A 25,051-nucleotide genomic window follows, 5' to 3' on the forward strand; every position below is an offset into this window, starting at 1 on the left:
GCGCAGATGCGGCACGATCGACCTTCCCGCGGCTTGTTTAATTTTCCCTGGTTGCACATGAACAGACCCAGCAGCACGTTCGACATCACCATCGAGGAGAGGTTCGACTTTCTGTCGCCGGACTACGCGGAGCTGTTCGACAACTCGGCCGCCACAGCGTTCCAGCATCCGCTCTGGCTGGATAGCCTCTACACCAGACTTGCGTCTCATGCCGGGGCAACCCCTCTGGTTGTCGTCGTCCGCCGCCGCCCGACCGGCGCCCTTGCGATGGTGCTGCCGTTGCTGCGGGTCCGGCGCGGTCCGATACGGACCGTCGAATTCGCCGACCTCCGCGTCTCCGACTACCTGGCGCCGGTGTGCAGCCCACAGGTATTTTCCGAGCTTCTCAGGGATGAGAATGCGTGCGCGGAGATTCGGTACCTCGTCCGCCCGTTCGACCTGCTGCGGATGACCAAGCTGCCCGACGGACGGCTCCCGATCGAGAATCTCCTGGCCGCGCCCCGCCGCGTCGCGATGGACTCCAATGCCTACGCGACCGTTCTCGTCGCGCCGTTCGAGACCTGGCGCGCCAGCGCGCTGGATCGCTCCTATCAGAAGGAGCTCGCAAAGAAATCCCGGCAGCTCCAGAAGAAGGGCGCACTGAGCTTTTCATGCTGCAACGACAGCACGTCCGTGCTCGAGGCGTTGGACGTGATGAGGAAATTTCGCGGTCCGCGCTTTCAGGCACACGGCGATGGAGATCTGCTCCAGCGCCCTGAATATTACGCATTCTACTCCGAGATGGCGCTCCGCGGTCTCGGCTCCTTCGTCCGGCTCTACGCCATGAAGATGGACGGCGACGTGATCGCCGCCGTGCTCGGACTCTGCCATCAAGGCAGCTTCCTCGTCATCATGAGCGCCTTCGACATTGCCGGATACAAGAGCCAGTCCCTCGGCGCGCAGATGTTCGAACATGTGGCGAAGGATTGCATCGAACGCGGTGATCGGATGCTCGATTTCACCATTGGAGACGAGCCGTACAAGAAACTGTTCGGCGCGCAGCCGTCGCCGATGTGGGCGGTCACGCAGGCCGGCAGCACGGCAGGCGCCCTATCCCTGTTCGCCCTGAAACAGGCCCCGTGGCTCAAGCTGGCCGCCAAGCGAGTGTCGGAGTTCAGGCTCCTGTCGACCCGCACCTCAACGCCCACGCGCTGACCGGCGCGAGGCGCCGACACGTGCGGCGCTCAGGCTTGCAGTACTCAGGCGCGTAGCGCGCTTCGAACCTGCGCGAGCCAGCCCGGCCGCATTTGATCGACCCGGTGGGTGATACTGCGCCGCAGGAAGTGGAGCCGCCGCCGCACGTCCCAGCCGATATCGTTGCGGGACGTCAGAGCCTGGCGGAAGCGAGCCATCTTCAGTGACTGCTGGTCTGCCGCGATCTTGTCGGGATCGGAATAGAATTCCGAAATCTTCTGACGGCTCATGCCCTCGGTCATGAGCCAACGCGGCGCATGTTCGTTGCAGAGGCGTTCGACGTCGACCAGCAGGCGGGCGACACCCGTGCCGGCGGCCGGGCAGTTGGTCTGGAACGCATCGCCGATCAGCACGACGCCGGGCTGGAGATGTCCTTCGACGACGGACAGGTCCATCACCCAATTCCGAACCTGGTCGGTCACGCGGAAATCGCCGAGATAGGGCTGCAATCCCGGCAGCAGGCGCAGCACCGTCGCTTCCGTATCACGACGCAGCTCGCGCATGATCGGATCGGTCGGGTCGCGGAACATGAAGAGATTTGCGCGCATGCCAGCACGCACGGGAAACAGGCTGAGATAATCGACGCCGTCCGCCGTGCGCTGGCCGTAACAGGTCAGCGCCTCGAAATCGAACGGCGCGCCGTCCCTGTGGGCAATCGTGAATCCGAACGAGACCGAATGGCGCTCGGCCAGCACGCGCCGCTTGATGCCGAGCTTGTAGCCGAGAACGCCGGCCATACCGGTGGCCAGAACGACGAGGCGTGCCGTGACATACCGTCCCGAAGCGAGCTCGAGATGCTGCAAATCGTCGCTACAGGCGACCGCAGTGACCTCGTCGACGATCAGGCTGGCAGGATCAGGCAGCTGGCCGCGCGCCATGGCCACGAGATCGGCATAAGGAAGCCCGTAGGCCTGGCCGATGCTGACATCGACCACCTTGCCTTCCCTGATATTGAGCACACGCCCGTACGAGCAGCCGGCGCTCGCGAGGCCCTGGATGAAGCCCAGCCTGCGGAACAGCTCAAGCTGATGACCGCCGATTTTCTCGACCCGAAACTCGTCCGGATAGACCGCGCGCTTGTCGATCAGGGCAACGCGATTCCCCGCCCGCGCGAGCACGGCCGCCGCGAGCGAGCCCGCAAGGCCGCCTCCGACGATCGCGATGTCGGCAACGATCGTCGAAGCGCTCGCTGCGGCAATGGGCTCGGTCACGTTTCTATCCGCCGTCATGGTTCAGCTCCCACGGTCAACGATGGTTGCCGTGCAATTCCCTCGCCTGATCTCGCATCGCAGGACCAAACGCGATCATTTCTCGATATCTCGGTTAATGAAGCGGAGGCCCGGCCATCTCGGCGACGTCCGGCACGCGACTTGCCCGGGATGTGTCGGTAAATTTCGGTTCCGCAAGTCGGCGGCGATTCCCGGTGAGACAATCCGCGCTCGAACGGCTGTTCTCCGCTTTATCGGCCGTCGATGCGACGCTATGCCGCCAAACGATCCGGCCGGGCTTTGCTCGATCTGGCACAATGGGGGCAGCGATGTTCCATAGTGAAGCAACCGGCGCGGCCCCGACGTCTTCGCGATCAGCAAGGTCCTGGAGGACGCCCATTAACACTCGCGGTTTTTCGGCATGCTAGGCTGACGGCCGTATCGGAAAATGTCTCTTCGGGGGAGTTACCCCTTAAACTTCCATGATTGAATCCATCGTCCAGTTCATGCGGCGCGACGTGACGCGCGGTGTTGCCGGAACCATCCTGCTCAAGGTTGGTAGCGGCGCGCTCGCGTTTGCGTTGTTCTCGCTGGCGGCACGAACGATGTCGCCCGACGGGTTCGGCATCTTCGCGACCTGGCTTTCGGTGGCCCAGATGGCAGCGGTCGTGGGACTGGTCGGACAGGAATCGCTGCTGGTGCGATTTCTGAACGAGTATCGGGTAGGAAATCAGCCCGATCTTACCAAAGGCGTGCTGCTATCGAGCCTCAGGATTTCCTTCGTCGCGATGCTGATCGCGATCGGCGCGATCGCGATCGTGGCGAGCATGAGAGGCGACGGGTGGCTGCTGGTACTCGCGGTATCGGCCTATACCGCCGTGAATGCGGGACTGATGCTTGGCAGCCAGATCGCGCGCTCGCTGGTCAGCATTCTCATGGGAGAAGGAAACAGGGAGTTCTTCTGGCGGGTCAGCGTCGTGATGTTTCTGTTCGCGATCATGTTCGGCCATCGGCAGCTCGATCCCGCCGAATTGATCGCCGTGATGACGATTGCCATGTCAGTCGGCCTGGTCGCACAGCTCATCGCGATCACGCGAGCTCTGCCGGATTTCCGCGGCACGGCGGTGCGTTCCGAGACGTCCCGCTGGAGATCGAGCGCGCTTCATTTCTGGGTCGCGTCCATCCTCGAAGCCGCGAACCAGTATTTCGACGTGATCCTCGTCTACTGGATGCTGGATCCGGCAACCGCCGGAATTTACTTCGCCGCTTCGCGCCTGGCCAACATCTTCGCCATGCTGTCGGCCGCGCTGTACAGTTTCGGCGCACGGCGGCTGCCCTCGCTGTATTTCAGCAAGAACCACCAGGAATTCGAGCGAACGTTGCGGCTCATGGCGGAAGTGACCGCGTTGTGCGTGGTCAGCGGGCTGCTGCTGATCTGGATCGGCGGCCCCCATCTCCTCAACCTGTTCGGGCCTCATTTCGCCGCGCAGCACTGGGTTCTGATCGTGCTCGCGATCGGAACGGCCTTCCAGGCGGCGGGCGGCCCATCTGCGGCGATATTGCAGCTGACCGGCTATGAGCGCGAGTACGTCCCCGTCGTCGCCGCCAACGTGGCGCTGAGGCTGGTCGGATTCCTCGTCCTCATTCCCTGGCTCGGCGTGCTCGGCGCAGCAATCTCGGCCACCGTGTCGCTGGCGCTCGCAACCATCGCCCTCAACATCCTCTGCCGGCAGCGAACCGGGGTCGATCCTTCAATTCTGGGACTTTTGCGCTTGTCGGCATCCAAGCGCGGCGCCTACGCGGTCCGCGGCGCGGACTCCGGCGAATAGACATCGAGTCAATCGGGCAATTGCCCGGCTCGGCAATACTTAAATATCCATGGTTAAATTGGCGGTGATCCGCTGCTTGCGCGACCAGGATCGAATGGTTGACGCGCTCGCTTCCCTTCGTGTGGAACCAGCGGAATTCCGTCGTGAACGCTGCCGTCCGTCAGACCGCGCATTAACTCCGTTTGTTGCTAGTCGGTGTTCACGCGGTGTCCGCATGGTAGGTACGGGGCCAAGAAGGTGAACATTTCGTTTCTTCAGCGGGTCGGGATCCGTGCTCCATTACCAGCCAAACAAGGCGTTGAGCGAGACGACTGCGACAGCCCTCCCGCCACCGGGCGGCAGCGGCCGAAAGCTGCACGTCCTTCTCGTGCAGACCCAGGCCGAGAACGCCGGCGCGCAGGAGATCTCCCGGCTGCTCGGCGCCGGCCTGACCGCCCGCGGCCACCGGGTCACCAATCTGTTCTTCTTCCGCAAGTCGGACTCGTTCGACGAGCCGCCCGATACGATCTACTGCGCCTCGAGCCGGCCGGGAAGTCCGCTGGCCCTGCTCCGGATGCTGTGGACGCTCGGCCGCCATATCAGGACAACCAGGCCCGACGCCGTCCTGACGTTTCAGCATTTCGGCAACGTCATCGGCGCCGGCGTCGCGCGCCTCGTCTGCCGCGCGCCCGTCATCGCCAACCAGGTGTCATCCGCGCTGGCGATGAGCTGGCCGGTCCGCACGGCCGACATCTTCATGGGCAGCCTCGGCTTCTTCGACCTCATCACGCTCAACTCGCTGGACATGCAGCGCGAGTATTCGCACTATCCGAAGGCCTATCGGTCGCGCATGGTGCATGTCCCGCACGGCTTCGACGACAAGGCCCTCACCCTGCCGAAGGAAGCTGCGCGCCGGAAATTCAACCTGCCGCCGGATCGCGTCCTGCTCGGCTGCGCCGCAAGACTGCACCCGCACAAGCGGCTCGATGCGGCGATACGCCTGTTGCCGGATCAACCGTCCTGGCACCTCGCGCTGGCGGGCCAGGGCGCCGACGAATCCCGGCTGCGGCAGTTGGCGGATGACTTGAAAGTCGCGGACCGGCTGCATCTGCTCGGCGAGATCACCCCGCACCAGATGGCGGAGTTTCTCGCCTGTCTCGACGTGTTCGTCTTTCCGACACAGGCCGAAACCTTTGGTCTGGCCGCTGTCGAGGCCGCGAACGCGGGCGTTCCTTCGGTCGTCACCGATCTGCCCGTCTTGCGCGAGGTGCTGTCCTACGAAGGAAAACCGACGGCGCTGTTCGTCGATGCTTCCGATCATACCAAGCTGTCGGCCGCCGTCTCCATGCTCCTGTCGGACCAGCAGCTGAGCGATGAACTGCGACGAAACGCCAAAGGCCTGAAGCTGCGCTATTCGGTGGACGCCATGGTGGAGGAATACGTTCGAATTCTCGGCCAGGTCATTTGACCGGACGCATTGAAACGGATCGGCTCGACATGATTATCGAGTTTCGTTGCGAAATTGAGCAGGCGCGGCGGTGGATGGACCGCGATACGCTGTCGATCGACGGCCGGGATGTGCCGGTTCAGATCGCATGGACGGCCACGGCAGAGCCACGGCCCACAGGTCTCGACGCGCTGTTCGCGCTCGAACGTCTGGTGTTGCAGAAGGGCAAGCCTGGCGGCGCCGACAGGCTGAAGATCGATCCGGAACGGATGCAGGCGCGAACCGGCGCGGCCGACGTGATCGTCGATTTCACCGGCGCCGCGCGGGATCCCGGCAACTCGGCCCGGCTGTATCTCCGCCCGCTGTTCAACGGCACCGCCGGCGAAAACGCCGCGCTCGCCGCCATTCTCGCCGGCGACCTGCCGGTGATCGACATCGTCAACGAGGTCGACGGTGCAGTCCTCGACCGCGGCCATCCCTCCGGAGAGATCGCAGCCGGCTTGAGCGGTGCGCTCGAAACGGTCATGGCGCGAACCCTGACCATGGTGGCGGCAATCCTGTCGGGACGGCCGCGAATTGTGCCGCAGCTGGCGCGCCCCGCCGCAGGGAGAATTGGACGGCGTCCGGCGGCCTATGTCGCGCGCGGCCTCGCGATATCGATCGCCAAGGAGATCTACCGCCTCTGCTGCTATGCCCCGCATTGGCATGTCGGATGGCGCTTCAACAAGGGCGCAGGCGTCTGGCAGACCGGAGATCTGTCAGGACCAGGCTGGAACGTGCTTGCCGATCCCGGAAATCACTTCTACGCCGATCCTTTCCCCATCACGTGGCAGGGACGAACATTCGTCTTCTTTGAAGATCTCGACCACCGGGTCGGCAAGGGCATCATTTCCGCGATAGAGTTCGACGAGGCCGGCCCGGTCGGAGCCGCCGTACCCGTGCTGGAGGAGCCCTGGCACCTCTCCTATCCGTTCCTGATCGAGGACGACGGTGCATTGTGGATGATCCCGGAGAGCTCGCTCAACGGCGACGTCGCCCTCTACAAATGCGTTCGGTTTCCGGACAAATGGGAGCGGCACGCGACGCTGCTTTCGGGATTCGAACTGGCCGACGCGACGATCATGCGGCACAACGGCCTGAATTACCTGTTTGGCGCCTGGCGCGACGGCACGGGCGGGTATTCGGATTCGCTGGCGATCTATTGCGCCGAGCACCTCATGGGTCCCTGGTTGCCGCATGCCAGCAATCCGGTCCTGATCGACCGCGCGAGCGCGCGGCCGGCGGGGAATTTCGTCACGATCAACGACCGATTGTGGCGACCGGTCCAGGATTGCAGCGACGGATACGGCGCGGCGCTCGCCCTGGCGGAAATCGTCGAACTCTCGCCGACGACGTTCAAGCAGGTCGTCCGCCACTCGCTGAGGCCCGGACCGGCATGGCCCGGCCGGAAGCTGCACACGTTGAATCGCTGCGGCCAGCTCGAGGTGATCGACGGATCGCGTGTCCAACCCAAGACCCGCGCCTTCGCGAGCAGACTTCCATCGGCCGTCTTGTCGCCGCGCACGAGTCCAAATACCGCCTGCTGAATCAACCGGCGCGCTACGCGCGGACGGCATTTCTCGTCTTCACGGCGCTGCGCGAAATTCGCCATGACGGACGGCGTGGATCAACGCCGTCCGGCATCGCGTATGTCGAGCGCTCCTCGCAGGGATCGCGTTCTACTGAGAACGGTCCGAGGTCCAGCCCTTGTACTGGGCGACATTGTCCCTGGTCACGAGCTTGGACGGCAGCAGCTCGACCGTCGAAGCCGGCTTCTGGCCGTTGAGAATGCCGACACCGACCTGCACGGCCCGCCGTGCCATGAAGAACGGATCCTGCGAGGCGGAAGCCTGGATCTGCAGCGCCGCGGGGTCCTTGAGCGCGGCCTCGATATCGGGCGCGCCGTCGACCGCGGTGATGACGATGCCGGTGCGGTTTTGCTGGCGCGCCGCAAGGTCGGTACCGATCGCCTGCGGATCGTTGATGGCGAAGATGGCGTCGATCTTGGGGAAGCGGGTCAGATAGCCCTGCGCGACGGTGAGGCCACCTTCGCGCGAGCCCTTGCCGTCCTGGTCGCTCGACAACACCTTGATGCCGGCGTTCTTCGACAAGACGTTCTTGCAGCCGACGACACGGTCGATCACGGCGGAGACCTGCGGCCCGTTCTCGATGATGACATCGCCCTTGCCGCCCAATTTGTCGACGATGTACTGGCAGGAGATCTCGCCGGCCTGCACGTTGTTCGTGGTCACGGTAGCATCGGCGCCATCGGCCGCGGTGTCGACCGCAACGACGACGATGCCTGCCGCCTGCGCCTTCTTGATCGCCGGCCCGATCGCCTTGGGATCGCCGGGGTTCAACAGGATCAGGTCGACGCCGGCGGCGATGAAATTGTCGATCTGGGTCACCTGCTTGCCGAGGTCGTATTCGAAGCCGACCGTCGTGATCTTCACATTGGGGTTGGTCTTTTTGGCCTCGAACTCGGCGCCCTTCGACAGCGCGACGAAGAACGGATTACCCATCGAACCGAGCGAGACGCCGATCGATTTGAGCTCCTTGGCGAAAGATGGTGCGCTGCTTAGGGCAAGCGCCGTCACGGCGCCGGCGAGCGTGATCGTCTTCAACATTGGCTTCCTCCCTGGTCTGTCTTCATTCCCGCCACGGCAGACCAGTTGCCGTAACGGAATCTCGTCTGGCGGAGCCCCTCAAGTTCTGGCCGAGCCTTGCAGCCGGTAGCGGTCCAGCGCCACGGCGCCAATGATCACAAGGCCCTTGATCACATATTGCCAGATGTCCGAGACGCCGACGAGGATCAGGCCGTTCGACAGCACGGCGATGATCAAGGCACCGACCAGCGTGCCCCAGATCGAGCCGATGCCGCCGACGAAGGAGGTGCCGCCCAGGATCACGGCGGTGATCGCATCGAGCTCATAGGACTGACCGAGCTGAAGGCCGTTGGCCGCATAGAGCCGCGCCGCCTGCATGGCGCCGCCTAGACCGGCGAACAGTCCCGAGACGCCGTAGACGAATATCAGCACGGCCCAGACCTTGATGCCCGCAAGCCGCGCCGCGCTTTCATTGCCGCCCACCGCATAGATGTGCACGCCGAGCACGGTCCGGCGCAGCACCAGCCAGGAGACGAGGATGACGAGCAAGGCGATCACCGAGAGCCAAGGGATCGACGCGATGCCGGGAACGAGAGTCAGCGATCCGTTGCCGATGAACGCATAGGGAATGGAGGGGTTGAAGACCGTGGTGTCGCCGCCGAGCAGTCGCGCCAGACCGCGTACGGCGGTGAGAGAGCCGAGCGTGACGATGAAGGGCGGCAGGCGGAGGAGCGCGATCAGCGCGCCGTTGACGACGCCGAAGCCAAGGCCCGTGACCAGCGCAGCCGGCAGCCACAGCATCCCGAGTTCCGGCAGCTTGGAGAGCGTCAACCCGGCCATGGCGGCGGCCGCCAGGATCGACCCGACCGACAGGTCGATGCCCCCGGTGAGGATGACGAAGGTCATGCCTGCGGCGAGCACGGTGTTCACTGCGGCCTGCTGCAACACGATGCCGAGATTCTGTCCGGTGAAGAAGCGGCCCTCCGACAGGAAGTGGAAGCCGCCGCACAGGATCAACAACACCGGCAGCATGCCGGCCGCGCGGATCACGAGCCTGATGCGCTGACGCTTCGTCTCCTGCGCTGCCGCGAGGCCCGCGGCGGTGGCAGTGTCCGCTTTCGGAGGGCTGTCATGCATCGAGTTGCTCCATCCCCGTGGCGAGCGCCATGATGTCTTCCTGGCTCAACTGCGTCGATTCGGTTCGCCTGACCTCGCCAGCAACAAGCCCCGATCGCATCACGATGACGCGGTCGCAGATGCCGATGATCTCGGGCAGATCGGACGAGATGACGAGGACCGCGGTGCCGGCCTTGGCCAGATTGTCGATGATCGAATAGATCTCGGACTTGGCGCCGACGTCAACGCCACGCGTCGGCTCGTCCAGGATCAGGACCTTCGGCGCAATGGCAAGAAGCCGCGACAGGAGCACCTTCTGCTGGTTGCCGCCGGACAGGCCACCGGCGGGGACGCCGACATCGGCGGCACGGATGCTGAGCCCCGCGAAGGCGCGGTCGGCGCGCTCACGCGCCTTGTCGCGATCCAGAAACCAGCCGAGCTTCGAATCGCGCGCGAGCACAGCCAGATTGATGTTGTCCAGACATGACATGTCGAGGAACAGACCGAGCGCCTTCCTGTCCTCCGTCAGATAGGCGATGCCGGCCTCGAGTGCCGCGCCCGGGCTGCGGATGTCGACCGCGCGGCCCTCAAGTTCGAGGCGGCCCGACGTTCGCGGTGCCGCGCCGATGATGAGATGCGCAAGCTCGGTGCGCCCGGCGCCGATCAGGCCGGCGAGGCCCACAACCTCGCCCGCATGCACGGTCAGCGAGCAGCCCTTGACGCGCTGGCCGTCGGCCATGTCGGTCGCTGCGAGCACGGGATGCCCTCGCCCCGCCTCAGGATCGTGATCCTTCTTGTAAAAGGAGGAGACGTCACGCCCGACCATCAGCCGAACGATGGTGTCGGCCCGGATGTCCTGCTTGTCGAGCGACCCGACCAGCCGGCCGTCGCGAAGCACGGTGACGCGGTCGCCGAGCGCGTAAACCTCGTCCATGCGATGCGAGATGTAGATGATGGCAAGCCCCTCCGCCCGAAGCTGGCGGATCAGCGCGAACAACCGCGCGCTCTCGCCGGCCGACAAGGCGGTGGTCGGTTCGTCCATGATCAGGATTTTCGATTTCGCGTGCAGCGCACGGGCGATCTCGACCAGTTGCCGCTGGCCCATGGAGAGATGCGCCACCAGCGTCGATGGCAGGAAATCCGCGCCCAGCCGTTTCAGGATGGAGCCGACGCCCTCGCGCATGGCGCCGCGCGCCAGCAAGCCTGATCGCGATATCTCCCGGCCGAGATAGATATTCTCGGCAACGCTGAGATTGGGAGCCAACGACAGCTCCTGGTAGATGATGGAGATGCCCGCCGCGCGGCCGCCGAGCGGACCTTCGATCCGCACCGGGCTTCCCTCGATGCGGATCTCGCCGCCGGGATCAGGCCTGTAGGCGCCGGACAGGATCTTCATCAGCGTCGATTTTCCGGCGCCGTTCTCGCCCATCAAGGCATGAATTTCGCCGGCATGGACGGTGAGATCGACGGCACGCAGCGCCTTGATGCCAAAGAAGGATTTTGAGACCCCGCGCATCTCGAGGATCGGATCGTTCATCGTGCCTCCCGACGCACAATGCGTTTCCTACCCGCGTCTCGATCTTCTTGTCAGCGCGGTTCACGCATTAAACAAAAGCCCGCCGCACAGGGCAATACCGAACACACGGGAATGCAACGTCGAGGCGATGCTAGTGGCGCGGACGATACAGTACACGCCACGCGGGAAGCCGCTCGGCGTAAGCATCGACCAGCCCTGCGTCGGGTTCGAACGTCTCGACACGCTGCGGCCGCGTGCACACGGCGGCGATCGCCTCACCGGTGACAGCAAGTCGCCCCAATCTCGCCGCACCGAACGCCGCGCCGGTTTCGCCTCCCGCGAAGCGATGGATTGGAACATTCAGCACATTTGCCAGCACCGAAAGCCAGAACCGGGACCGTGAACCACCGCCGATGGCGTCGGCTTCCGCAATCGCAATGCCGGCATCCGCGAGCGCGTCACGGCAATCGGCAAGCGCGAAGGCAACGCCCTCGAGCACCGCCTGCACGATCGGGCCGCGATCGGTGCCATGGCTCAAGCCATCCAGCAAGCCGCGCACGACGGGATCGTCGTGCGGAGTGCGCTCTCCCGCAAGATAAGGCAGGAAGCTCACGGGCGACGGCGCCTGCGGGCGCGTTCCAAACGGGGCCAGCAACTCGGCCTCGGTGGCGCCGAACAGGCGCGCGATCCAGGCCAGGCAAGAGGCGGCCGAGAGGATCGCGCCGGCCTGAATCCACATCGCGGGAATAGCGTGGCAGAACGTATGCACCGCGCGGTCGGGATTGGCGGCGATTGTGCTCGTCGGGGCCAGTAAGGCACCCGAGGTTCCCAGGGACAGGAAGGCGGTTCCCGGCTGGATCGCGCCGATGCCGATGGCGCCCGCCGGATTGTCTCCGGCACCGCCTGCGATCACTGGCGGCTTGCTCATGCCCCAGCGCCGCGCCAGCTCGCCGCGCAGTGTCGTTGCGGGCGCGCATCCCTCGACCAGACGCGGCATCTGATCGCGCGACAGTCCGGTCGCTGCCAGTGCCGCGTCCGACCAGTCCCGGCGCGCGGCATCGAGCCACAGCGATCCCGACGCGTCCGAGACGTCCTCGATTGCCTCGCCGCTCAGCACCAGGCGCAAATAGGCCTTTGGAAGCAGAACGAGTTTCGTCGCCGCGAAAATTTCAGGCTCGTGCGTCGCGATCCAGAGCAGCTTCGGCGCGGTGAATCCCGGCATCGCCTTGTTGCCCGTCGTCGCACGCAAGGCGGGCCAGCGTCGTTCCAGGACACGACACTCCGCGGCCGAGCGTCCGTCGTTCCAGAGGATGCAAGGCCGCAGCGGTCTCGAGCTCGCATCGAGCAGCGTGGCGCCATGCATCTGGCCGGACAGCCCTATGCCTTCGACGGCCGCCAACGCGCCGGCATGCGTCGCCTTCAGCGCATCCAGCGTGGCAAAGGTTGCCTCGACCCAATGTGCGGAATCCTGCTCGAAATAGCCGGGCTGCGGCGATGCGGTCGGGAGCGGCCGGCTCTCGCTTGCAATCACACGCTGGGCACCGTCGACGAGAACGGTCTTGACCGCCGAAGTGCCAAGATCGATGCCGAGATACATGGATGCTCCCCGCTCACTTCGCCGCGTCGATCCAGATCCCCGGCTGCGAATGCTCGCGGATGTGGGTGACCAGGAAGTCGGAAAACACCCTGATCTTGGCGGGCAGCCCGGCACGGTTCTGATAGGCGATGTTCATCGTGAGCAGCGGCAACTCCCAGTCCATCAGCACCGGGACGAGACGGCCCGCGGCGATGTCGCTTTGCACGATGTAGAGCGGCTGGATGAGGATGCCGAGCCCTGCCAGGGCGGCGCCGCGGATGACCTGGCCGTCATTGCTGTCGAGAGTCGGCGTGATGCGGACGGTTTGCGCGCCATGGGCTTTGCGCAGGCGCAGCGAATAGGGATCGTTGGCGAGGTTGTAGACCAGCATGTTGTGGCGCGCGAGATCGGCGGGTTGTTCCGGCTCGCCGCAGCTTGCGAGATAGGATGGCGCGGCCGCAAGCACACGCCGCATCTGGCCGATGCGGCGGACGATGATGTTCGAATCCGGCTCCTGCTCGCGCGTCCGGATCGCGACGTCGATGCCGGCCTCGATGAAATCGGGGTAGCGGTTGGCGGTGGTGATCTGCATGTTGAGCTTCGGATAGCGCGCGCGGAAAGCCGGCAGCATCGGCGCCAGATAGATTACCGCAAAGGACAGCGAGCTCGTGACTCGCAACGTGCCCTGCGGCGACAGCGCGCGATCGCTGACGATGTCCTCGGCCTCCGCCAGTTCGCTCAGAACCCGGCTGGACCTCTCCAGCAATTCCTGCCCCGCTTCCGTCAACCACAGCCGGCGGGTATTGCGCTCGATCAGCCGAACGGCGAGGCGCTCCTCGAGCGCGCTGAGGTGCCGGCTTGCGGCTGCATTGGACATGCGCAGCGCTTCGGCAGCTTTGGACAGGCTGCCGAGTTCAGCCGTCTTGGCAAATACCTCCAATTGCAGCAGGCGATCCATTTTTCCACATTTAGGAAAAGAGACTTGCGATTATTGACCTTTATTTCCGTATCCCGCAAGCCAAAATGGCCGCAACAGAAGCAAGATTGCAGGCGAGGAAACTGGGAAATGTCGGGCCCGATCAGGCACATCGTGATGTGGCGGCTGCGCGGGGAGACGCCAGCGGAGCGTTCCGCCGCCCGGGCCAAGGTCAAAACCCTGTTCGAGGGGCTGCGCGGCCGGATCGAGGGCCTCACCCATATTGAAGTAGGGCTCGACGTCAGCGATGTCGATTACGCCTGCGACGTGGTGCTGTTCTCCGAATTCACCGACCACGCCGCTCTCGCCGCCTACGCCACCCACCCCGAACATTTGCGCGTCCGCGAGGCGCTGGGCGACTTGCGGATCGGCCGCTTCCAGGTGGATTATCCCATCAAAGAGACCGGCGCATGATCGGTTCGTTCACCTTTGAAAACCTGCCCTGCCGCGTCGTGTTCGGTAGCGGAACGCTGGCTAGCGCCAAGGCCGAAGTCGAGCGACTCGGCGGCAAGCGCGCACTGGTGCTGACGACGCCGCAGCAGGAGGCGCAGGGCAAGAGCCTTGGGACGGCGCTTGGCTCGCTCTACGCCGGGATCTTTCCCGGCGCCACCATGCATACGCCGGTCGATGTCACGGAGCGGGCGCTCGCGGCGATGAAGGCGTGCGACGCCGACTGCGTCGTCTCGCTCGGCGGCGGATCGACGACGGGTCTCGGCAAGGCGCTGGCGCTGCGTACCGGCGTCAACCAGCTCTGCATTCCCACCACCTATGCCGGCTCGGAGATGACGCCGATCGTCGGCCAGACCGAGAACGGCCTCAAGACCACGGTGCGCGACGCGGCGGTGCTGCCGGAGACCGTGATCTACGACGTCGATCTCACCCTGACGCTGCCGGCGAGCCTGGCCGCGACCTCGGGCATCAACGCGATCGCGCATGCGGTGGAAGCGCTTTACGCGCGCGATACCAATCCCGTCACCTCGCTGATGGCGGAAGAAGGCATCCGCGCGCTGGCCCGCGCCCTGCCCGCCATCGCCATTAAGAGCGATGACCGCGAGGCCCGCACCGAAGCACTTTATGGCGCGTGGCTGTGCGGCGTCTGCCTCGGCACTGTCGGCATGGCACTGCATCACAAGCTCTGTCACACGCTCGGCGGCACATTTAATCTGCCGCATGCAGAGACCCACACCATCGTGCTGCCGCATGCGCTCGCCTACAACGCACCGGCGGTGCCGGACGCGATGGCACGCATCTCGCGCGCAATCGGTGCGACCGATGCATCGCAGGGACTTTATGACCTTGCAGGACGGCTGGGTGCGAAGGTCGCGCTGCGCGACGTCGGCATGCCCGAGAGCGGCATCGACAAGGCGGCCGATCTCGCGGTCACCAACGCCTACTGGAATCCGCGCCCGCTCGAGCGCGGCGCCATCCGCGACCTGATCGCGCGCGCCTGGGCCGGTGAGCGGCCTGTTGCCATTGAAGCGGCGGCGTAAAGCGATGCGGCGCACGCTGATCAAATCCGCCACGGTCATCAGCATGGATGATTCGATCGGCGATTTTTCGGCCGGCGACGTGCTGGTCGACGGGACCCGCATCGTCGACGTACGCCCATCGATCGACCTCGGCAGCGGTGCGGCCGAGACCGAGATCGTCGACGGCACGGGGCGCATCGTCATCCCCGGCCTCATCAACGCACACATGCACACCTGGCAGACGGCCCTGCGCGGCTATGCCGCGAACTGGACGCTGCTGGAATATTTCCGCCGAATGCATGCCGGGCTCGCGACCGTATTCCGGCCCGAGGACATCTACATTGCGACCGTCGTCGGAGCCCTGAACCAGATCAATTGCGGCACCACTACGCTGGTCGACTGGTGCCACAACAATCCGACGCCTGCTCACACCGACGCCGCCGTGCGTGGCCTGATCGAGAGCAGGATCCGCGCCGCCTTCTTTCATGGCTCGCCGAAGCCTGAGCCGAAACCGGGCGAACCGCATTTCTCGGAAGTGCCGCATCCGCGCCGCGAGGTCGAGCGGCTGCTGGCAGGGCCCCTCGCCGACCGCGACGGCCTCGTCACGCTTGGTCTTGCGATCCTCGGCCCGCACTACTCGACGCTGGACGTCGCCATGCACGATTTCCGCCTGGCGCGCGAACTCAAGCTGATCGCATCGATGCATCAGGGCGGCGGTCCCGCGAAGACGCCTGATGGCTGGGAGAAGCTGATCGAGGCCGGCCTCGTTGGCGCCGGCATCAACATCGTCCATGGCAACGATCTGCCCGACGATCTGCTCGATCGTCTCGTCGATCTCGGTGTTTCCTTCTCCGTCACGCCAGAGAACGAGATGATCCAGGGCCACGGCTTCCCGATCACCGGGCGGCTGCTCAAGCGCGGCGTGCGGCCGACGATCGGCATCGACCTCGAATCCGTGCTGGCCGGCGACCTCTTCGGCGTCGCGCGCGTCGCGCTGTCGATGCAACGGGCACTCGACAATGCCGAGTCACGCAAAGTGAGCGGCACGATTCCGGCGACTACTACGATTCCGGTCCGCGAAGCGCTGCGCTGGATCACCATCGAGGGTGCGCGCATGCTTGGCCGCGACAACCAGATCGGCTCTCTGACGCCGGGCAAGCTTGCCGACCTCGTCATCATCAACGCCTCGGATCTCAACCTCTTTCCGGTGCACGATCCCATCGCGACCGTCGTGATGCAGACCAGCCTCGCCAATATCGAGGCCGTCATGATCGGGGGCTCCTGGAAGAAACGGAACGGCCAACTGCTGGTTGCGGGCTTGGAAGCGAAGAAAGAGTTGCTGGCGCAATCCGGCCGGCGGCTGGTGCAGGACATCGAACGACAGGGACGCGCCGCCTGAAGGCGCCAATGGACAAGATCAATGACTGACGCTTCAAGGAATGTCGCTTTCATCGGGATCGGCAAGATGGGCCTGCCGATGTCGGCGCTCGTCGCCAAGGCCGGTTACGCCGTCACCGCGTTCGACCAGAGCGCAGCGCGGATCAGCGAGGCCCGTACGCAGGGAATTTCGATTGCTGCTTCGCCGGCTGAAGCCGTGAGCGGCAAGGCGGTGGTCATCACGTCCCTGCCCGATGATTCAGCCTTGCGCGGCGCGCTGCTCGGCCCCAGCGGGCTCATCGCCGCAATGGCGCCCGGAGCCGTCCTGATCGAGACCAGCACCGTGAGCGTCGAAGCCTCCGCTGATGTCGGCGCCGCGGCGCAGGCACGCGACATCCTCTATCTGCGCGCGCCGGTCTCCGGCAATGCCAGCATCGTTCACACGGGCGCATTGACCTGCTTCGTCTCGGGGCCGAAAGACGCCTTCGAAAACGCAAAGCCGCTGTTCGCGGCGTTCACCCGCGCCCAGACCTACCTCGGGCCGACCGAGGAAGCTCGCTACGCCAAGCTCGCGGTCAATCTGATGATCGCGGTATCGGCGGCGATGATGGCCGAGAGCCTGGCGCTGGCGCGCAAGGGCGGCATCGCCTGGCAGGATATTCTGAAGGTGCTGGACGACAGCGCGGTGACCTCGCCCATGGTGAAGTACAAGACCGCGCCGCTGCGGACCCGCGATTTCGAGTCCAGCTTCTCATGCAAGCAGATGGCCAAGGATCTCGACCTGATCCTCGGCGCCGGACATGCCGTCGGCGTTCCGCTTCAGCTCGCCGCCCAGGTGCGCGAGACCTATGGATCGCTGATCGCACAGGGCGACGGCGACACCGACTTCATCGCGACCGTCAAGCATCTGGAACGGTTGTCCGGCCTCGGCGAGCCGAAGCTGTGATCTACGGAGGCAAACATGCGTAACTTCAACGAAACCACGATCACCGAGGCGGTGATTGAGCGGATCGCGGGCGCGACCGATCCGCGTATCAAGCAGGTCAGCGAAGCTCTGGTGCGCCACCTTCATGCCTTCGTCCGCGAGGTGCGGCCGACCCAGAAGGAATGGGAATACGGTATCGACTTCCTGACCCGCACCGGGCACATGTGCGACGACAAGCGCCAGGAGTTTATCCTGCTGTCGGATACGCTCGGCGTCTCCATGCTGGTCGACGCGATCAACCATCCGGTGCCGGAAGGCGCGACCGAGACCACGGTGCTGGGACCGTTCTTCGTCCAGGCAGCGCCGGAGAAGGACAGCGGCGCCGATATCTCCGGCCCGATGGAAGGCGACCCGATGCTGGTCACCGGCTCGGTCTCGACCGTCGACGGACGTCCGCTTGCGGGCGCCATCGTGGACGTCTGGCACTCCGACGATGACGGCTATTACGACGTGCAGCAGCTCGACGAGATCGGAAATCTCGCGATGCGCGCGCGCTTCCACACCGACGCCAACGGCCGCTTCCATTTCTGGTCGATCAAGCCGGCCGCCTATCCGATCCCGCATGACGGCCCGGTCGGCGAGATGCTCGAGGTGCAGGGCCGCCATCCCTGGCGTCCGGCGCATGTGCACTTCATGATCTCGGCGCCCGGCTTCGAGCAGCTCGTGACCCACGTGTTCGTCGCCGGCGACAAATATCTCGACTCTGACGTCGTGTTCGGCGTCAAGGACAGCCTGATCCGCGAGTTCACCCGTCATCCGGCGGGGCGTGCGCCGGATGGTCGCATGGTGGACGGCGACTATTTTCACCTCAATTACGATTTCGGCCTGAAGCAGGTCGCGAGCAACGCAAGAGCCGCCTAGACTGGACGGCGACGGACCGACAAGAGTCCGGCAACAGGGAGCAGACGGGGAGTGAGGATGGGGCCGCGTGTCAGCACGGGCATATTGGCCGATCGCCTGTCGGGGATGATCGGTCCGCGCGCGAGCGTCGCTCGCGCCGTGCTCGACCAGCATGGGCAGAGCGAGTCGCATTATCGCAACCTGCCCCCCGACATCGTCGTTTTCCCCGAGACCACCCAGGAGGTCGCGGAGATCGTCAAGCTGTGCGCGGCCGCGAATATGCCAATCGTGCCGTTCGGCGCCGGCACCTCGCTGGAAGGCAATGCCGCTTCCGTCGCGGGCGGCGTGTGCTTCGACTTCTCGCGCATGAACAGGGTTCTGACCGTGCACGACAGCGACATGGATGTCGTGGTGCAGCCCGGCATCACGCGAAAGCAGCTCAATGCCGAGCTTCGAGGGACCGGACTTTTCTTTCCGATCGATCCCGGCGCGGACGCCTCCATCGGCGGCATGACGTCGACGCGCGCGTCCGGCACCATGGCAGTGCGCTACGGCACCATGAAGGACAACGTCATGGCGCTCGAGGTGGTGCTCGCCGACGGCCGGGTCATCCGAACCGCCAGGCGCGCGCGCAAATCGGCCGCCGGTTACGATTTGACGCGCATGTTCGTCGGGGCCGAAGGCACGCTCGGGATCATCACAGAGATCACGTTGAAGGTGCACCCGGTGCCACAGGCGATCTCGGCAGCGGTCTGCAGCTTCGACACGCTGCACAATGCCGTCGACACGGCGATCTCCGTGATCCAGTCCGCGATCCCCGTCGCGCGCATCGAGCTGCTCGACGACGTCATGATGCGCGGCATCAACGCCTACGCAAAGCTCGGCTATCGCGAGGCTCCCACCCTGTTCTTCGAATTCCATGGCTCCGAGACCTCCGTCGCCGAGCAGGCCGAGGCCGCGCAAGCCATCGCCGCCGATCATGGCGGCCATGGCTTTGCCTGGGCCAAGGCGGCGGAAGACCGCAGCCGGCTCTGGCACGCGCGCGACAACACGCTTTATGCGGGCCTGGGCCTGCGGCCCGGCGCGCGCGCCGTGATCACCGATGTCTGCGTGCCGATCTCGCGGCTGGCGGAATGCCTGACCGAGACCCGGCGCGATGCGGATGAGCACGGCTTTATTGCGCCGATCGTCGGCCATGTCGGCGACGGCAATTTCCACATGCTGATCCTGATCGACCCCGCGAAGCCCGAAGAGGCCGAAGGCGCCAAGGCGCTCCAGGCCCGCATGGTCGCCCGCGCCATCGCCATGGACGGCACCTGCACCGGCGAGCACGGTATCGGCCTCGGCAAGATCGACTATCTCACCGACGAGCTCGGCGAAGCCGTCGACGTGATGCGACAGATCAAGACCGCGCTCGACCCTGATGGACTGATGAACCCCGGAAAGATCTTTGCAAGCGGAGCGCGCGCATGAGCACCGCCGCATTGGCCATCGAGCCTGTCTCGCCCACGCCGCTGCTGGAGCTGCGCGGCATCAGCAAGGAGTTTCCCGGCGTCAAGGCGCTGGATGACGTGTCCTTTGCCGTCTTCCCCGGCGAAGTCCACATGCTGCTCGGGGAGAACGGCGCCGGCAAGTCGAGCCTGATGAAGGTGCTGTGCGGCGCCTACCGCGCCGACGCCGGCGAGTTCTATTACAAGGGCGAGAAGGTCGCGATCTCCTCGACCGCCGATGCGCAGAAGCTCGGCATCGCGGTGATCTTCCAGGAGTTCTCGCTCGTCCCCCATCTCGATATCGCCCAGAACATCTTCCTCGGCCGCGAGCCGAAGGGCCGTATCCCCTGCACCATCGACCGCCGCAGGATTCTGGCCGACGCGAGGCGCGTGCTCGGCACGATCGGCTTCGACATCGATCCCTCCACCATCGTCGACAAATTGGGCGTGGCGCAGCAGCAGATGGTCGAGATCGCGAAAGCGATCAGCCAGAACGCCCGCATCCTCGTGATGGACGAGCCGACGGCGGCGCTGTCCGACCGCGAAACGGAGCTTCTGTTCGCGCTGATCGCGCGGCTGAAGGCCGATGGCGTCTCCATCGTCTACATCTCCCACCGCATGGCCGAAGTGTTCGCGCTCGGCGACCGCATCACCGTGCTGCGCGACGGCCGCCGCATCGACGGCGTCCGGCCCGAAGACGTAACGCCGGACCAGCTCGTCCGCATGATGGTCGGCCGCAACGTCGACATGACCTACCCGCGCAACTTTGCCGACAAGCCCGGCGAGCTGCTGCTGGAGGTCAGGGGACTGACCGCCTCGACAGGGATTTCGGACATCAACATCGAGGTCCGGCGGGGCGAGATCGTGGGCCTCTGCGGTCTGGTCGGTTCCGGCCGCAGCGAAGTCGCGCGCGCGATCTTCGGCGCCGATCCCGTGACGTCAGGTGAGATCGTGTTCGACGGCAAGAGCATTTCCGGCGAGCCTGATCTCGCCGCCCGCCGCGGCATCGCGCTGATCCCGGAGAGCCGCAAGAGCGAGGGTCTCGCGCTGCTGCGGTCGGTGAGCGACAATCTGGTGGTGTCGGCGCTGCGCAAGCTGTTCCCGAGCGGCCTGTTCAACCAGCGCAGCGCACAGCGCACCTCCGACGACCTGATCCGGCAGTTGAGGATCGCGACGCCAAGCGCGCGGCAGACCGTCGGCCTGCTTTCAGGCGGCAACCAGCAGAAGGTCGTGATCGGAAAATGGCTGGCGGCCGGTTCAAAACTCTTCATCTTCGACGAGCCGACGCGGGGAATCGACGTCGGAGCCAAATCCGAGATCTTTGCGCTGATCGACCGGCTGGTCGCGGAAGGCGCCGCTGCGCTGATGATCTCGTCCGAGCAGGTCGAGATCTGCCATGTCTGCGATCGCGCCTATGTGATGCGCGAGGGCCGCATCGCCGGGCATTTGACGCGCAACGAACTGACCGAGGAGAACATCGTGCGACTGGGGATGCATCATGCGTGAGGCCGCGGTCGTTTCCGAGCCCCATCCGCTGCAACGCATTCCCGGCGTTGCCATCGTGCTGGTGCTGCTGATCGCGCTGTTCAGCGCGATCGCGCCCGGCTTCCTGTCGGTCGCCAACCTTTCCAACGTGCTGGTGCAGTCGACCATCCTGACCATGCTGGCGCTGCCGATAACCCTGATCATCATGACCGAGGGGCTGGACCTGTCGATGGGCGCGGTGCTGACGCTGACCTCGCTCTGCGTCGCCATCGTCTCGCTCGCGACCCAATCGATGCTGCTCGGCCTCGGTGCCGGCCTGCTCGTGGGAGCCGCCTTCGGCACCGTCAACGGCTGGCTGGTCGCGATCCTCGGCATCCCGCCTTTCGTCGCGACGCTCGGCACGCTCGGCATGGCGCAAGGCCTGTCGCTGATCGTCAGCGACGGCCAGAGCGTGGTCGGCATCCCCCACAGCGTGCGCGACATCTACTCGGCGACGCTACTGGGCATCCCCGTGCCGATCGTGATGGCGCTGGTGACTTACGCCGCGTTTCACGGCTTGCTCTATCACACCCGCTTCGGCACCTACATCTTCGCGCTCGGCGGCAACCGTGAGGCGCTGCGCTATGCCGGCCTCTCGCCGAACCGGCTTCTGATCGCGGTCTATGCGATCGGCGGCGCCATGGCCGGCATCGCGGGCCTGCTGATGACCGCGCGGATGAATTCCGGCCACCCCACCGCCGGCCTCGGCCTCGAATTCGATGCGATTGCGGCCGTCGCGGTCGGCGGCACCTCCTTCGAGCGCGGCAATGGCTGGCTGCTCGGCACGTTGCTTGGCGTGATCGCGGTCGGTGTGCTGCGCAACGGGCTGAACCTGATCTCGATGCCATCCTCGGTGCAGGTCGCGAGCGTCGGTGTCCTCGTCATCGTCGCGCTGTTCCTCGATGGTCTCAGGAGCCGCGCATGACCGACATCACCAAGGAGGCCATCGTGCCGTCCCGTTCCTTGCTGTCGCAGGATGCGGTCCAGGTATTCTATCGCCTGCTCGCGGCGCTGCTGATCTGTGCGGTGCTCGCGGTGCTCAGCGATTCCTTCCTGAGCCTCGGCAACATCCTCAATGTGCTCCGGCAGGCCAGCCTGACCTTCTTCATCGCCTCCGGTCTCACGCTGGTGGTGCTCACCGCCGGCCTCGACCTCTCCGTCGGCGCCAACGTCGCGCTGTCCGCCTGTATCGCCGGGACCGTGATCCACAAGACAGGCTCGCCGGCGCTCGGCATCCTGACCGGAATCGCCTGCGGCGGCATCGTCGGGCTTCTCAACGGGGTCATGGTCACTGCCCTGCGCATCCCCTCCTTCATCGCCACCTACGGCATGCTCTGGGTGCTGAACGGCCTGACCTATTGGTACATGGCGGGCGAGACCCTGCACGGCTTTCCGGCGGGCTTCCGCCAGATCGGCAGCGGCTATCTGTTCGGCCTGCCGATCCCGGTCTATCTGCTGCTGGTGTTCCTCGGGATCGGGACGCTGTTTGCGCAGCGCACGATCTGGGGCCAGGAGATCTATGCGATCGGTGCCAACCCGGTCGCGGCCCGGCTGTCCGGCATTCCCGTCGCACGCCGCCTGCTGCTGGTCTACGCCGTCTCCGGCACCATGGCGGGGCTCGCCTCGATCATCTTCCTGTCGCGGCTCAATTCGGCCGAGGCCGACATCGGCGAAAGCCTGACGCTGCCCGCGATCGCGGCCGTGCTGATCGGCGGCACCTCGCTGTTCGGCGGCGTCGGCACCGTGTTCGGCACCTTCATCGGCGCGCTGATCCTGACGCTGGTGCTGAACGGCATGAATCTCTTGTCGGTCAGCGCCAACTGGCAGCCGCTGGTCACCGGCATCATCGTCATTCTCGCGGTCTGGCTCGACATGAAGACCCGCCGCCGCGCGCAATGAGTTCCTGGACTACCAACAAGCAAAACGAGGGATGGAGACAACATGAAACAGAAACTGGGCTACTTGACGTCCTATTTGGCGTTGCCGCTGCTGATGGCGGCCGCGTTCACGACGCAGGCGCGCGCCGACGGCGAGACGATCGCCGTCTTCACCAAGAACCAGACAAACCCGTTCTTCCAGACGGTGCGGGTTGGCGCCGACAGCATGGCGAAGGCGCTGAACGCGAAGACGCTCCAGTACATCCCGACCAAGCCGGACTCCATCCCCGAGCAGCTCAGCCAGATCGAGGACGTCGTGGTTAAGAAGCCGAGCGCGATCGTCTTCACGCCGGTCGACTACAAGGCGATGGTGCCGGGCGTCGAGAAGATCAACGAGGCAAAGATCCCGGTCGTCAACATCACCGACCGCTCCGCGGGCGGCAAGTTCCTCTCCTTCGTCGGCGCCGACGATTACAGCCTTGGGCTGGAGACTGCGCGTTTCCTGCTCAAGACGCTCGGCGGCAAAGGCAACATCGTCATCATCGAGGGCGTCAAGGGCTCGTTGACCAACGTCGACCGCGTCCGCGGCTTCAACGACGCGCTGAAGGAAAACGCGGGTGCCAAGCTGCTGGCCTCGCAGCCCGGCAACTACCAGCGGCTGCAGGCGCTCCAGGTGATGGAGAATTTGATGCAGTCGAACTCGCAGATCGACGGCGTGCTCGCCGCCAACGACGCCATGGCGGTCGGCGCGATCGAGGCGCTCGACGGTGCCAACCGCAAGGCCCAGGTGATCGGCATCAACGGCACCAAGGAGGCGATCGATGCCATCAAGTCCGGCAAGCTGCTGGCGAGCGGCGACTACAACGGATTTTTTCAAGGATGCCTCGGCACCATGATGGCGATCCGCAGCTTGCGCAACCAGCCGGTTATCAATGAGATCGTGCTAAAGCCGACCGTCATCACCAAGGACAATTACCAGCCGTTCGACGTGCCGCTGGAGCAGCGGACCTGCCCGACCTTCGAGGACGCCAGCAAGCTCGGCGCCAAATAGGCCAGCCGATCAAGACAAGCACGGACGGCCGCCTTTGCGGCCGTCCCAAGAAAACGAGACATAAAAGGAGACACCATGCTGTTCGCTATTCACGCCCTCGACCGCGCCGGCGCACTGCCGACCCGGCTGGCCAATTACGACGCGCACAAGGCCTTTCTGAGCGACACCTCGCGCTTCGGCGTCAAGATCGTGATGTCGGGGCCGCTCGTCTCCGATGATGGCCAGACCATGATCGGCAGCCTGTTCCTGATCGAGGCGCCCGGCCGCAGCGAAGTCGAAGCCTTCAACCACGCCGATCCCTTTGCCGAGGCCGGCATCTGGGACAAGGTCACGATCACGGGCTTCCTGCGCCGACAAGGTTGAAAGTTGCGACGGGCCATCGCCTGGCACCCGGCAAGGGCGTTCGCGCGGCCGTTACTTCGGATCTTTGTTCAGCTCTATGGCGACCTGCGAGACCCAGGCACCAGGCGCATCCATGACGAACGACTGGTGATTGCCCGCGGTCCGGATCGTCACCAACGCCGCAACGGTGTTGCCTTCAATTCTTGCCTCTATCAATCCGTCCTCCGAACTCGTTCCGTAGATCTTGCCACCCTGGCGGTATTCGCTCTCGAACCAATTCCCCGAAAACTCCTTGCCGTTCTGCTCCATGTTGGCGGACAAGACCATTTTGTAGGCATCGCTCGCGCATCGCAAATCCAGAGTGAGCGATCGGCCCAGCCTCGTGACGTTGTAGGCGACCCTGCAGCGCACCTTCTCGCGGGGACCATCGGCAGGCTTCATCGAACCCGTCCCTGACCAAGTGCCGGCCAAACCGTCCAGGGTCGCTTCCGCATAGGACGCGTTCAGGGCCACCAGCGCGAGGCAGGCGAGGCCGGCACTCCCTCGCTTAAGGGATGATTTCAAAGACACC

The 25,051-nt window shown here is 64.9% G+C and carries 22 protein-coding genes; 15 read left to right on the forward strand and 7 right to left on the reverse strand.

Going from position 1 to position 25,051, the window contains the following annotated elements:
• Positions 1-57: 57 nt before the first annotated feature.
• Positions 58-1,194, forward strand: coding sequence for a GNAT family N-acetyltransferase (locus OC450_RS08345; RefSeq protein WP_211383132.1), 1,137 nt, complete (start codon positions 58-60; stop codon positions 1,192-1,194).
• A gap of 44 nt (positions 1,195-1,238) precedes the next feature.
• Here OC450_RS08345 and OC450_RS08350 read toward each other — a convergent pair whose 3' ends face one another.
• Positions 1,239-2,462: an FAD-dependent oxidoreductase gene (locus OC450_RS08350; protein WP_211383131.1), complete on the reverse strand. Its 1,224-nt coding sequence runs from the start codon at positions 2,460-2,462 to the stop codon at positions 1,239-1,241.
• 461 nt (positions 2,463-2,923) lie between these two features.
• Between OC450_RS08350 and OC450_RS08355 the strand changes: the two genes are divergently transcribed.
• The 3 genes from OC450_RS08355 (at position 2,924) to OC450_RS08365 (ending at position 7,282) form a co-directional block, all read left to right on the forward strand.
• The gene (locus tag OC450_RS08355) at positions 2,924-4,270 is read left to right on the forward strand and encodes a lipopolysaccharide biosynthesis protein (protein ID WP_211383130.1); all 1,347 of its coding nucleotides are present in this window, start codon (positions 2,924-2,926) and stop codon (positions 4,268-4,270) included.
• 271 nt (positions 4,271-4,541) lie between these two features.
• Positions 4,542-5,717 (forward strand): glycosyltransferase family 4 protein, encoded by a 1,176-nt coding sequence (locus OC450_RS08360; protein ID WP_262047651.1) that lies wholly within the window; start codon positions 4,542-4,544, stop codon positions 5,715-5,717.
• A gap of 29 nt (positions 5,718-5,746) precedes the next feature.
• Entirely contained in the window at positions 5,747-7,282 is a 1,536-nt protein-coding gene (locus tag OC450_RS08365; RefSeq protein ID WP_262047652.1) for a hypothetical protein, read from the forward strand.
• 132 nt (positions 7,283-7,414) lie between these two features.
• On the opposite strand, the gene OC450_RS08370 is transcribed toward OC450_RS08365, so the two are convergent.
• From OC450_RS08370 to OC450_RS08390, 5 genes are all read right to left on the reverse strand, one after another.
• A complete protein-coding gene (locus OC450_RS08370; protein WP_211383127.1) occupies positions 7,415-8,362 on the reverse strand; it encodes an ABC transporter substrate-binding protein in 948 nt (315 codons plus the stop codon).
• Between the two features lie 78 nt (positions 8,363-8,440).
• Positions 8,441-9,478 carry an ABC transporter permease subunit gene (locus tag OC450_RS08375; protein ID WP_211383126.1) on the reverse strand — a complete coding sequence of 346 codons (1,038 nt, stop codon included), beginning with the start codon at positions 9,476-9,478 and terminating at the stop codon, positions 8,441-8,443.
• Complete coding sequence (locus OC450_RS08380) at positions 9,471-10,994, reverse strand: sugar ABC transporter ATP-binding protein (RefSeq protein ID WP_262047653.1); 1,524 nt, start codon at positions 10,992-10,994, stop codon at positions 9,471-9,473. The genes OC450_RS08375 and OC450_RS08380 overlap by 8 nt, the downstream gene beginning before the upstream one ends.
• 130 nt (positions 10,995-11,124) lie before the next feature.
• Positions 11,125-12,570 (reverse strand): xylulokinase, encoded by a 1,446-nt coding sequence (xylB, locus tag OC450_RS08385; protein ID WP_262047654.1) that lies wholly within the window; start codon positions 12,568-12,570, stop codon positions 11,125-11,127.
• Positions 12,571-12,583: 13 nt separating this feature from the next.
• Entirely contained in the window at positions 12,584-13,507 is a 924-nt protein-coding gene (locus tag OC450_RS08390) for a LysR family transcriptional regulator (protein ID WP_262047655.1), read from the reverse strand.
• A 108-nt stretch (positions 13,508-13,615) separates the two neighbouring features.
• On the opposite strand from OC450_RS08390, the gene OC450_RS08395 reads away from it, so the two are divergent.
• The 11 genes from OC450_RS08395 to OC450_RS08445 all read left to right on the forward strand — a co-directional run bounded on the left by OC450_RS08395 (position 13,616) and on the right by OC450_RS08445 (position 24,501).
• Positions 13,616-13,939, forward strand: a complete 324-nt coding sequence (locus OC450_RS08395) for a Dabb family protein (RefSeq protein WP_211383122.1) — start codon at positions 13,616-13,618, stop codon at positions 13,937-13,939.
• Positions 13,936-15,015, forward strand: coding sequence for a maleylacetate reductase (locus OC450_RS08400; RefSeq protein WP_262047656.1), 1,080 nt, complete (start codon positions 13,936-13,938; stop codon positions 15,013-15,015). Before OC450_RS08395 ends, OC450_RS08400 begins: the two co-directional genes overlap by 4 nt.
• Positions 15,016-15,019: 4 nt before the next feature.
• Positions 15,020-16,393: an amidohydrolase family protein gene (locus OC450_RS08405; protein ID WP_262047657.1), complete on the forward strand. Its 1,374-nt coding sequence runs from the start codon at positions 15,020-15,022 to the stop codon at positions 16,391-16,393.
• A 21-nt stretch (positions 16,394-16,414) separates the two neighbouring features.
• Positions 16,415-17,317, forward strand: coding sequence for an NAD(P)-dependent oxidoreductase (locus OC450_RS08410; protein ID WP_262047658.1), 903 nt, complete (start codon positions 16,415-16,417; stop codon positions 17,315-17,317).
• A gap of 15 nt (positions 17,318-17,332) precedes the next feature.
• Positions 17,333-18,217: an intradiol ring-cleavage dioxygenase gene (locus tag OC450_RS08415; RefSeq protein ID WP_211383118.1), complete on the forward strand. Its 885-nt coding sequence runs from the start codon at positions 17,333-17,335 to the stop codon at positions 18,215-18,217.
• Between the two features lie 57 nt (positions 18,218-18,274).
• The gene (locus OC450_RS08420) at positions 18,275-19,669 is read left to right on the forward strand and encodes an FAD-linked oxidase C-terminal domain-containing protein (RefSeq protein ID WP_211383117.1); all 1,395 of its coding nucleotides are present in this window, start codon (positions 18,275-18,277) and stop codon (positions 19,667-19,669) included.
• Positions 19,666-21,192 carry a sugar ABC transporter ATP-binding protein gene (locus OC450_RS08425; RefSeq protein WP_262047659.1) on the forward strand — a complete coding sequence of 509 codons (1,527 nt, stop codon included), beginning with the start codon at positions 19,666-19,668 and terminating at the stop codon, positions 21,190-21,192. The genes OC450_RS08420 and OC450_RS08425 overlap by 4 nt, the downstream gene beginning before the upstream one ends.
• Positions 21,185-22,135, forward strand: a complete 951-nt coding sequence (locus OC450_RS08430; protein ID WP_262047660.1) for an ABC transporter permease — start codon at positions 21,185-21,187, stop codon at positions 22,133-22,135. The genes OC450_RS08425 and OC450_RS08430 overlap by 8 nt, the downstream gene beginning before the upstream one ends.
• Positions 22,132-23,109 (forward strand): ABC transporter permease, encoded by a 978-nt coding sequence (locus tag OC450_RS08435; protein ID WP_211383114.1) that lies wholly within the window; start codon positions 22,132-22,134, stop codon positions 23,107-23,109. Before OC450_RS08430 ends, OC450_RS08435 begins: the two co-directional genes overlap by 4 nt.
• 42 nt (positions 23,110-23,151) lie before the next feature.
• Complete coding sequence (locus OC450_RS08440; protein ID WP_211383113.1) at positions 23,152-24,138, forward strand: sugar ABC transporter substrate-binding protein; 987 nt, start codon at positions 23,152-23,154, stop codon at positions 24,136-24,138.
• Positions 24,139-24,213: 75 nt separating this feature from the next.
• The gene (locus OC450_RS08445; RefSeq protein WP_262047661.1) at positions 24,214-24,501 is read left to right on the forward strand and encodes a YciI family protein; all 288 of its coding nucleotides are present in this window, start codon (positions 24,214-24,216) and stop codon (positions 24,499-24,501) included.
• Between the two features lie 51 nt (positions 24,502-24,552).
• On the opposite strand, the gene OC450_RS08450 is transcribed toward OC450_RS08445, so the two are convergent.
• The gene (locus tag OC450_RS08450) at positions 24,553-25,050 is read right to left on the reverse strand and encodes a hypothetical protein (RefSeq protein ID WP_211383111.1); all 498 of its coding nucleotides are present in this window, start codon (positions 25,048-25,050) and stop codon (positions 24,553-24,555) included.
• Position 25,051: the final 1 nt, after the last annotated feature.

The organism is Bradyrhizobium sp. Bra78 (assembly GCF_024519855.1).
GTDB classification, from domain to species: Bacteria; Pseudomonadota; Alphaproteobacteria; order Rhizobiales; family Xanthobacteraceae; genus Bradyrhizobium; species Bradyrhizobium japonicum_G.

Bases quoted from the DNA above. Each gene is read 5' to 3' on its own strand.
- OC450_RS08440 (WP_211383113.1), top strand. From the start codon at position 23,152: ATGAAACAGAAACTGGGCTACTTGACGTCCTATTTGGCGTTGCCGCTG.
- OC450_RS08375 (WP_211383126.1), bottom strand. From the start codon at position 9,478: ATGCATGACAGCCCTCCGAAAGCGGACACTGCCACCGCCGCGGGCCTC.
- OC450_RS08435 (WP_211383114.1), top strand. From the start codon at position 22,132: ATGACCGACATCACCAAGGAGGCCATCGTGCCGTCCCGTTCCTTGCTG.
- OC450_RS08415 (WP_211383118.1), top strand. From the start codon at position 17,333: ATGCGTAACTTCAACGAAACCACGATCACCGAGGCGGTGATTGAGCGG.
- OC450_RS08405 (WP_262047657.1), top strand. From the start codon at position 15,020: ATGCGGCGCACGCTGATCAAATCCGCCACGGTCATCAGCATGGATGAT.
- OC450_RS08445 (WP_262047661.1), top strand. From the start codon at position 24,214: ATGCTGTTCGCTATTCACGCCCTCGACCGCGCCGGCGCACTGCCGACC.
- OC450_RS08430 (WP_262047660.1), top strand. From the start codon at position 21,185: ATGCGTGAGGCCGCGGTCGTTTCCGAGCCCCATCCGCTGCAACGCATT.
- OC450_RS08380 (WP_262047653.1), bottom strand. From the start codon at position 10,994: ATGAACGATCCGATCCTCGAGATGCGCGGGGTCTCAAAATCCTTCTTT.
- OC450_RS08425 (WP_262047659.1), top strand. From the start codon at position 19,666: ATGAGCACCGCCGCATTGGCCATCGAGCCTGTCTCGCCCACGCCGCTG.
- OC450_RS08390 (WP_262047655.1), bottom strand. From the start codon at position 13,507: ATGGATCGCCTGCTGCAATTGGAGGTATTTGCCAAGACGGCTGAACTC.
- OC450_RS08355 (WP_211383130.1), top strand. From the start codon at position 2,924: ATGATTGAATCCATCGTCCAGTTCATGCGGCGCGACGTGACGCGCGGT.
- OC450_RS08345 (WP_211383132.1), top strand. From the start codon at position 58: ATGAACAGACCCAGCAGCACGTTCGACATCACCATCGAGGAGAGGTTC.
- OC450_RS08350 (WP_211383131.1), bottom strand. From the start codon at position 2,462: ATGACGGCGGATAGAAACGTGACCGAGCCCATTGCCGCAGCGAGCGCT.
- OC450_RS08410 (WP_262047658.1), top strand. From the start codon at position 16,415: ATGACTGACGCTTCAAGGAATGTCGCTTTCATCGGGATCGGCAAGATG.
- OC450_RS08400 (WP_262047656.1), top strand. From the start codon at position 13,936: ATGATCGGTTCGTTCACCTTTGAAAACCTGCCCTGCCGCGTCGTGTTC.
- OC450_RS08420 (WP_211383117.1), top strand. From the start codon at position 18,275: ATGGGGCCGCGTGTCAGCACGGGCATATTGGCCGATCGCCTGTCGGGG.
- OC450_RS08365 (WP_262047652.1), top strand. From the start codon at position 5,747: ATGATTATCGAGTTTCGTTGCGAAATTGAGCAGGCGCGGCGGTGGATG.
- xylB (WP_262047654.1), bottom strand. From the start codon at position 12,570: ATGTATCTCGGCATCGATCTTGGCACTTCGGCGGTCAAGACCGTTCTC.
- OC450_RS08395 (WP_211383122.1), top strand. From the start codon at position 13,616: ATGTCGGGCCCGATCAGGCACATCGTGATGTGGCGGCTGCGCGGGGAG.
- OC450_RS08370 (WP_211383127.1), bottom strand. From the start codon at position 8,362: ATGTTGAAGACGATCACGCTCGCCGGCGCCGTGACGGCGCTTGCCCTA.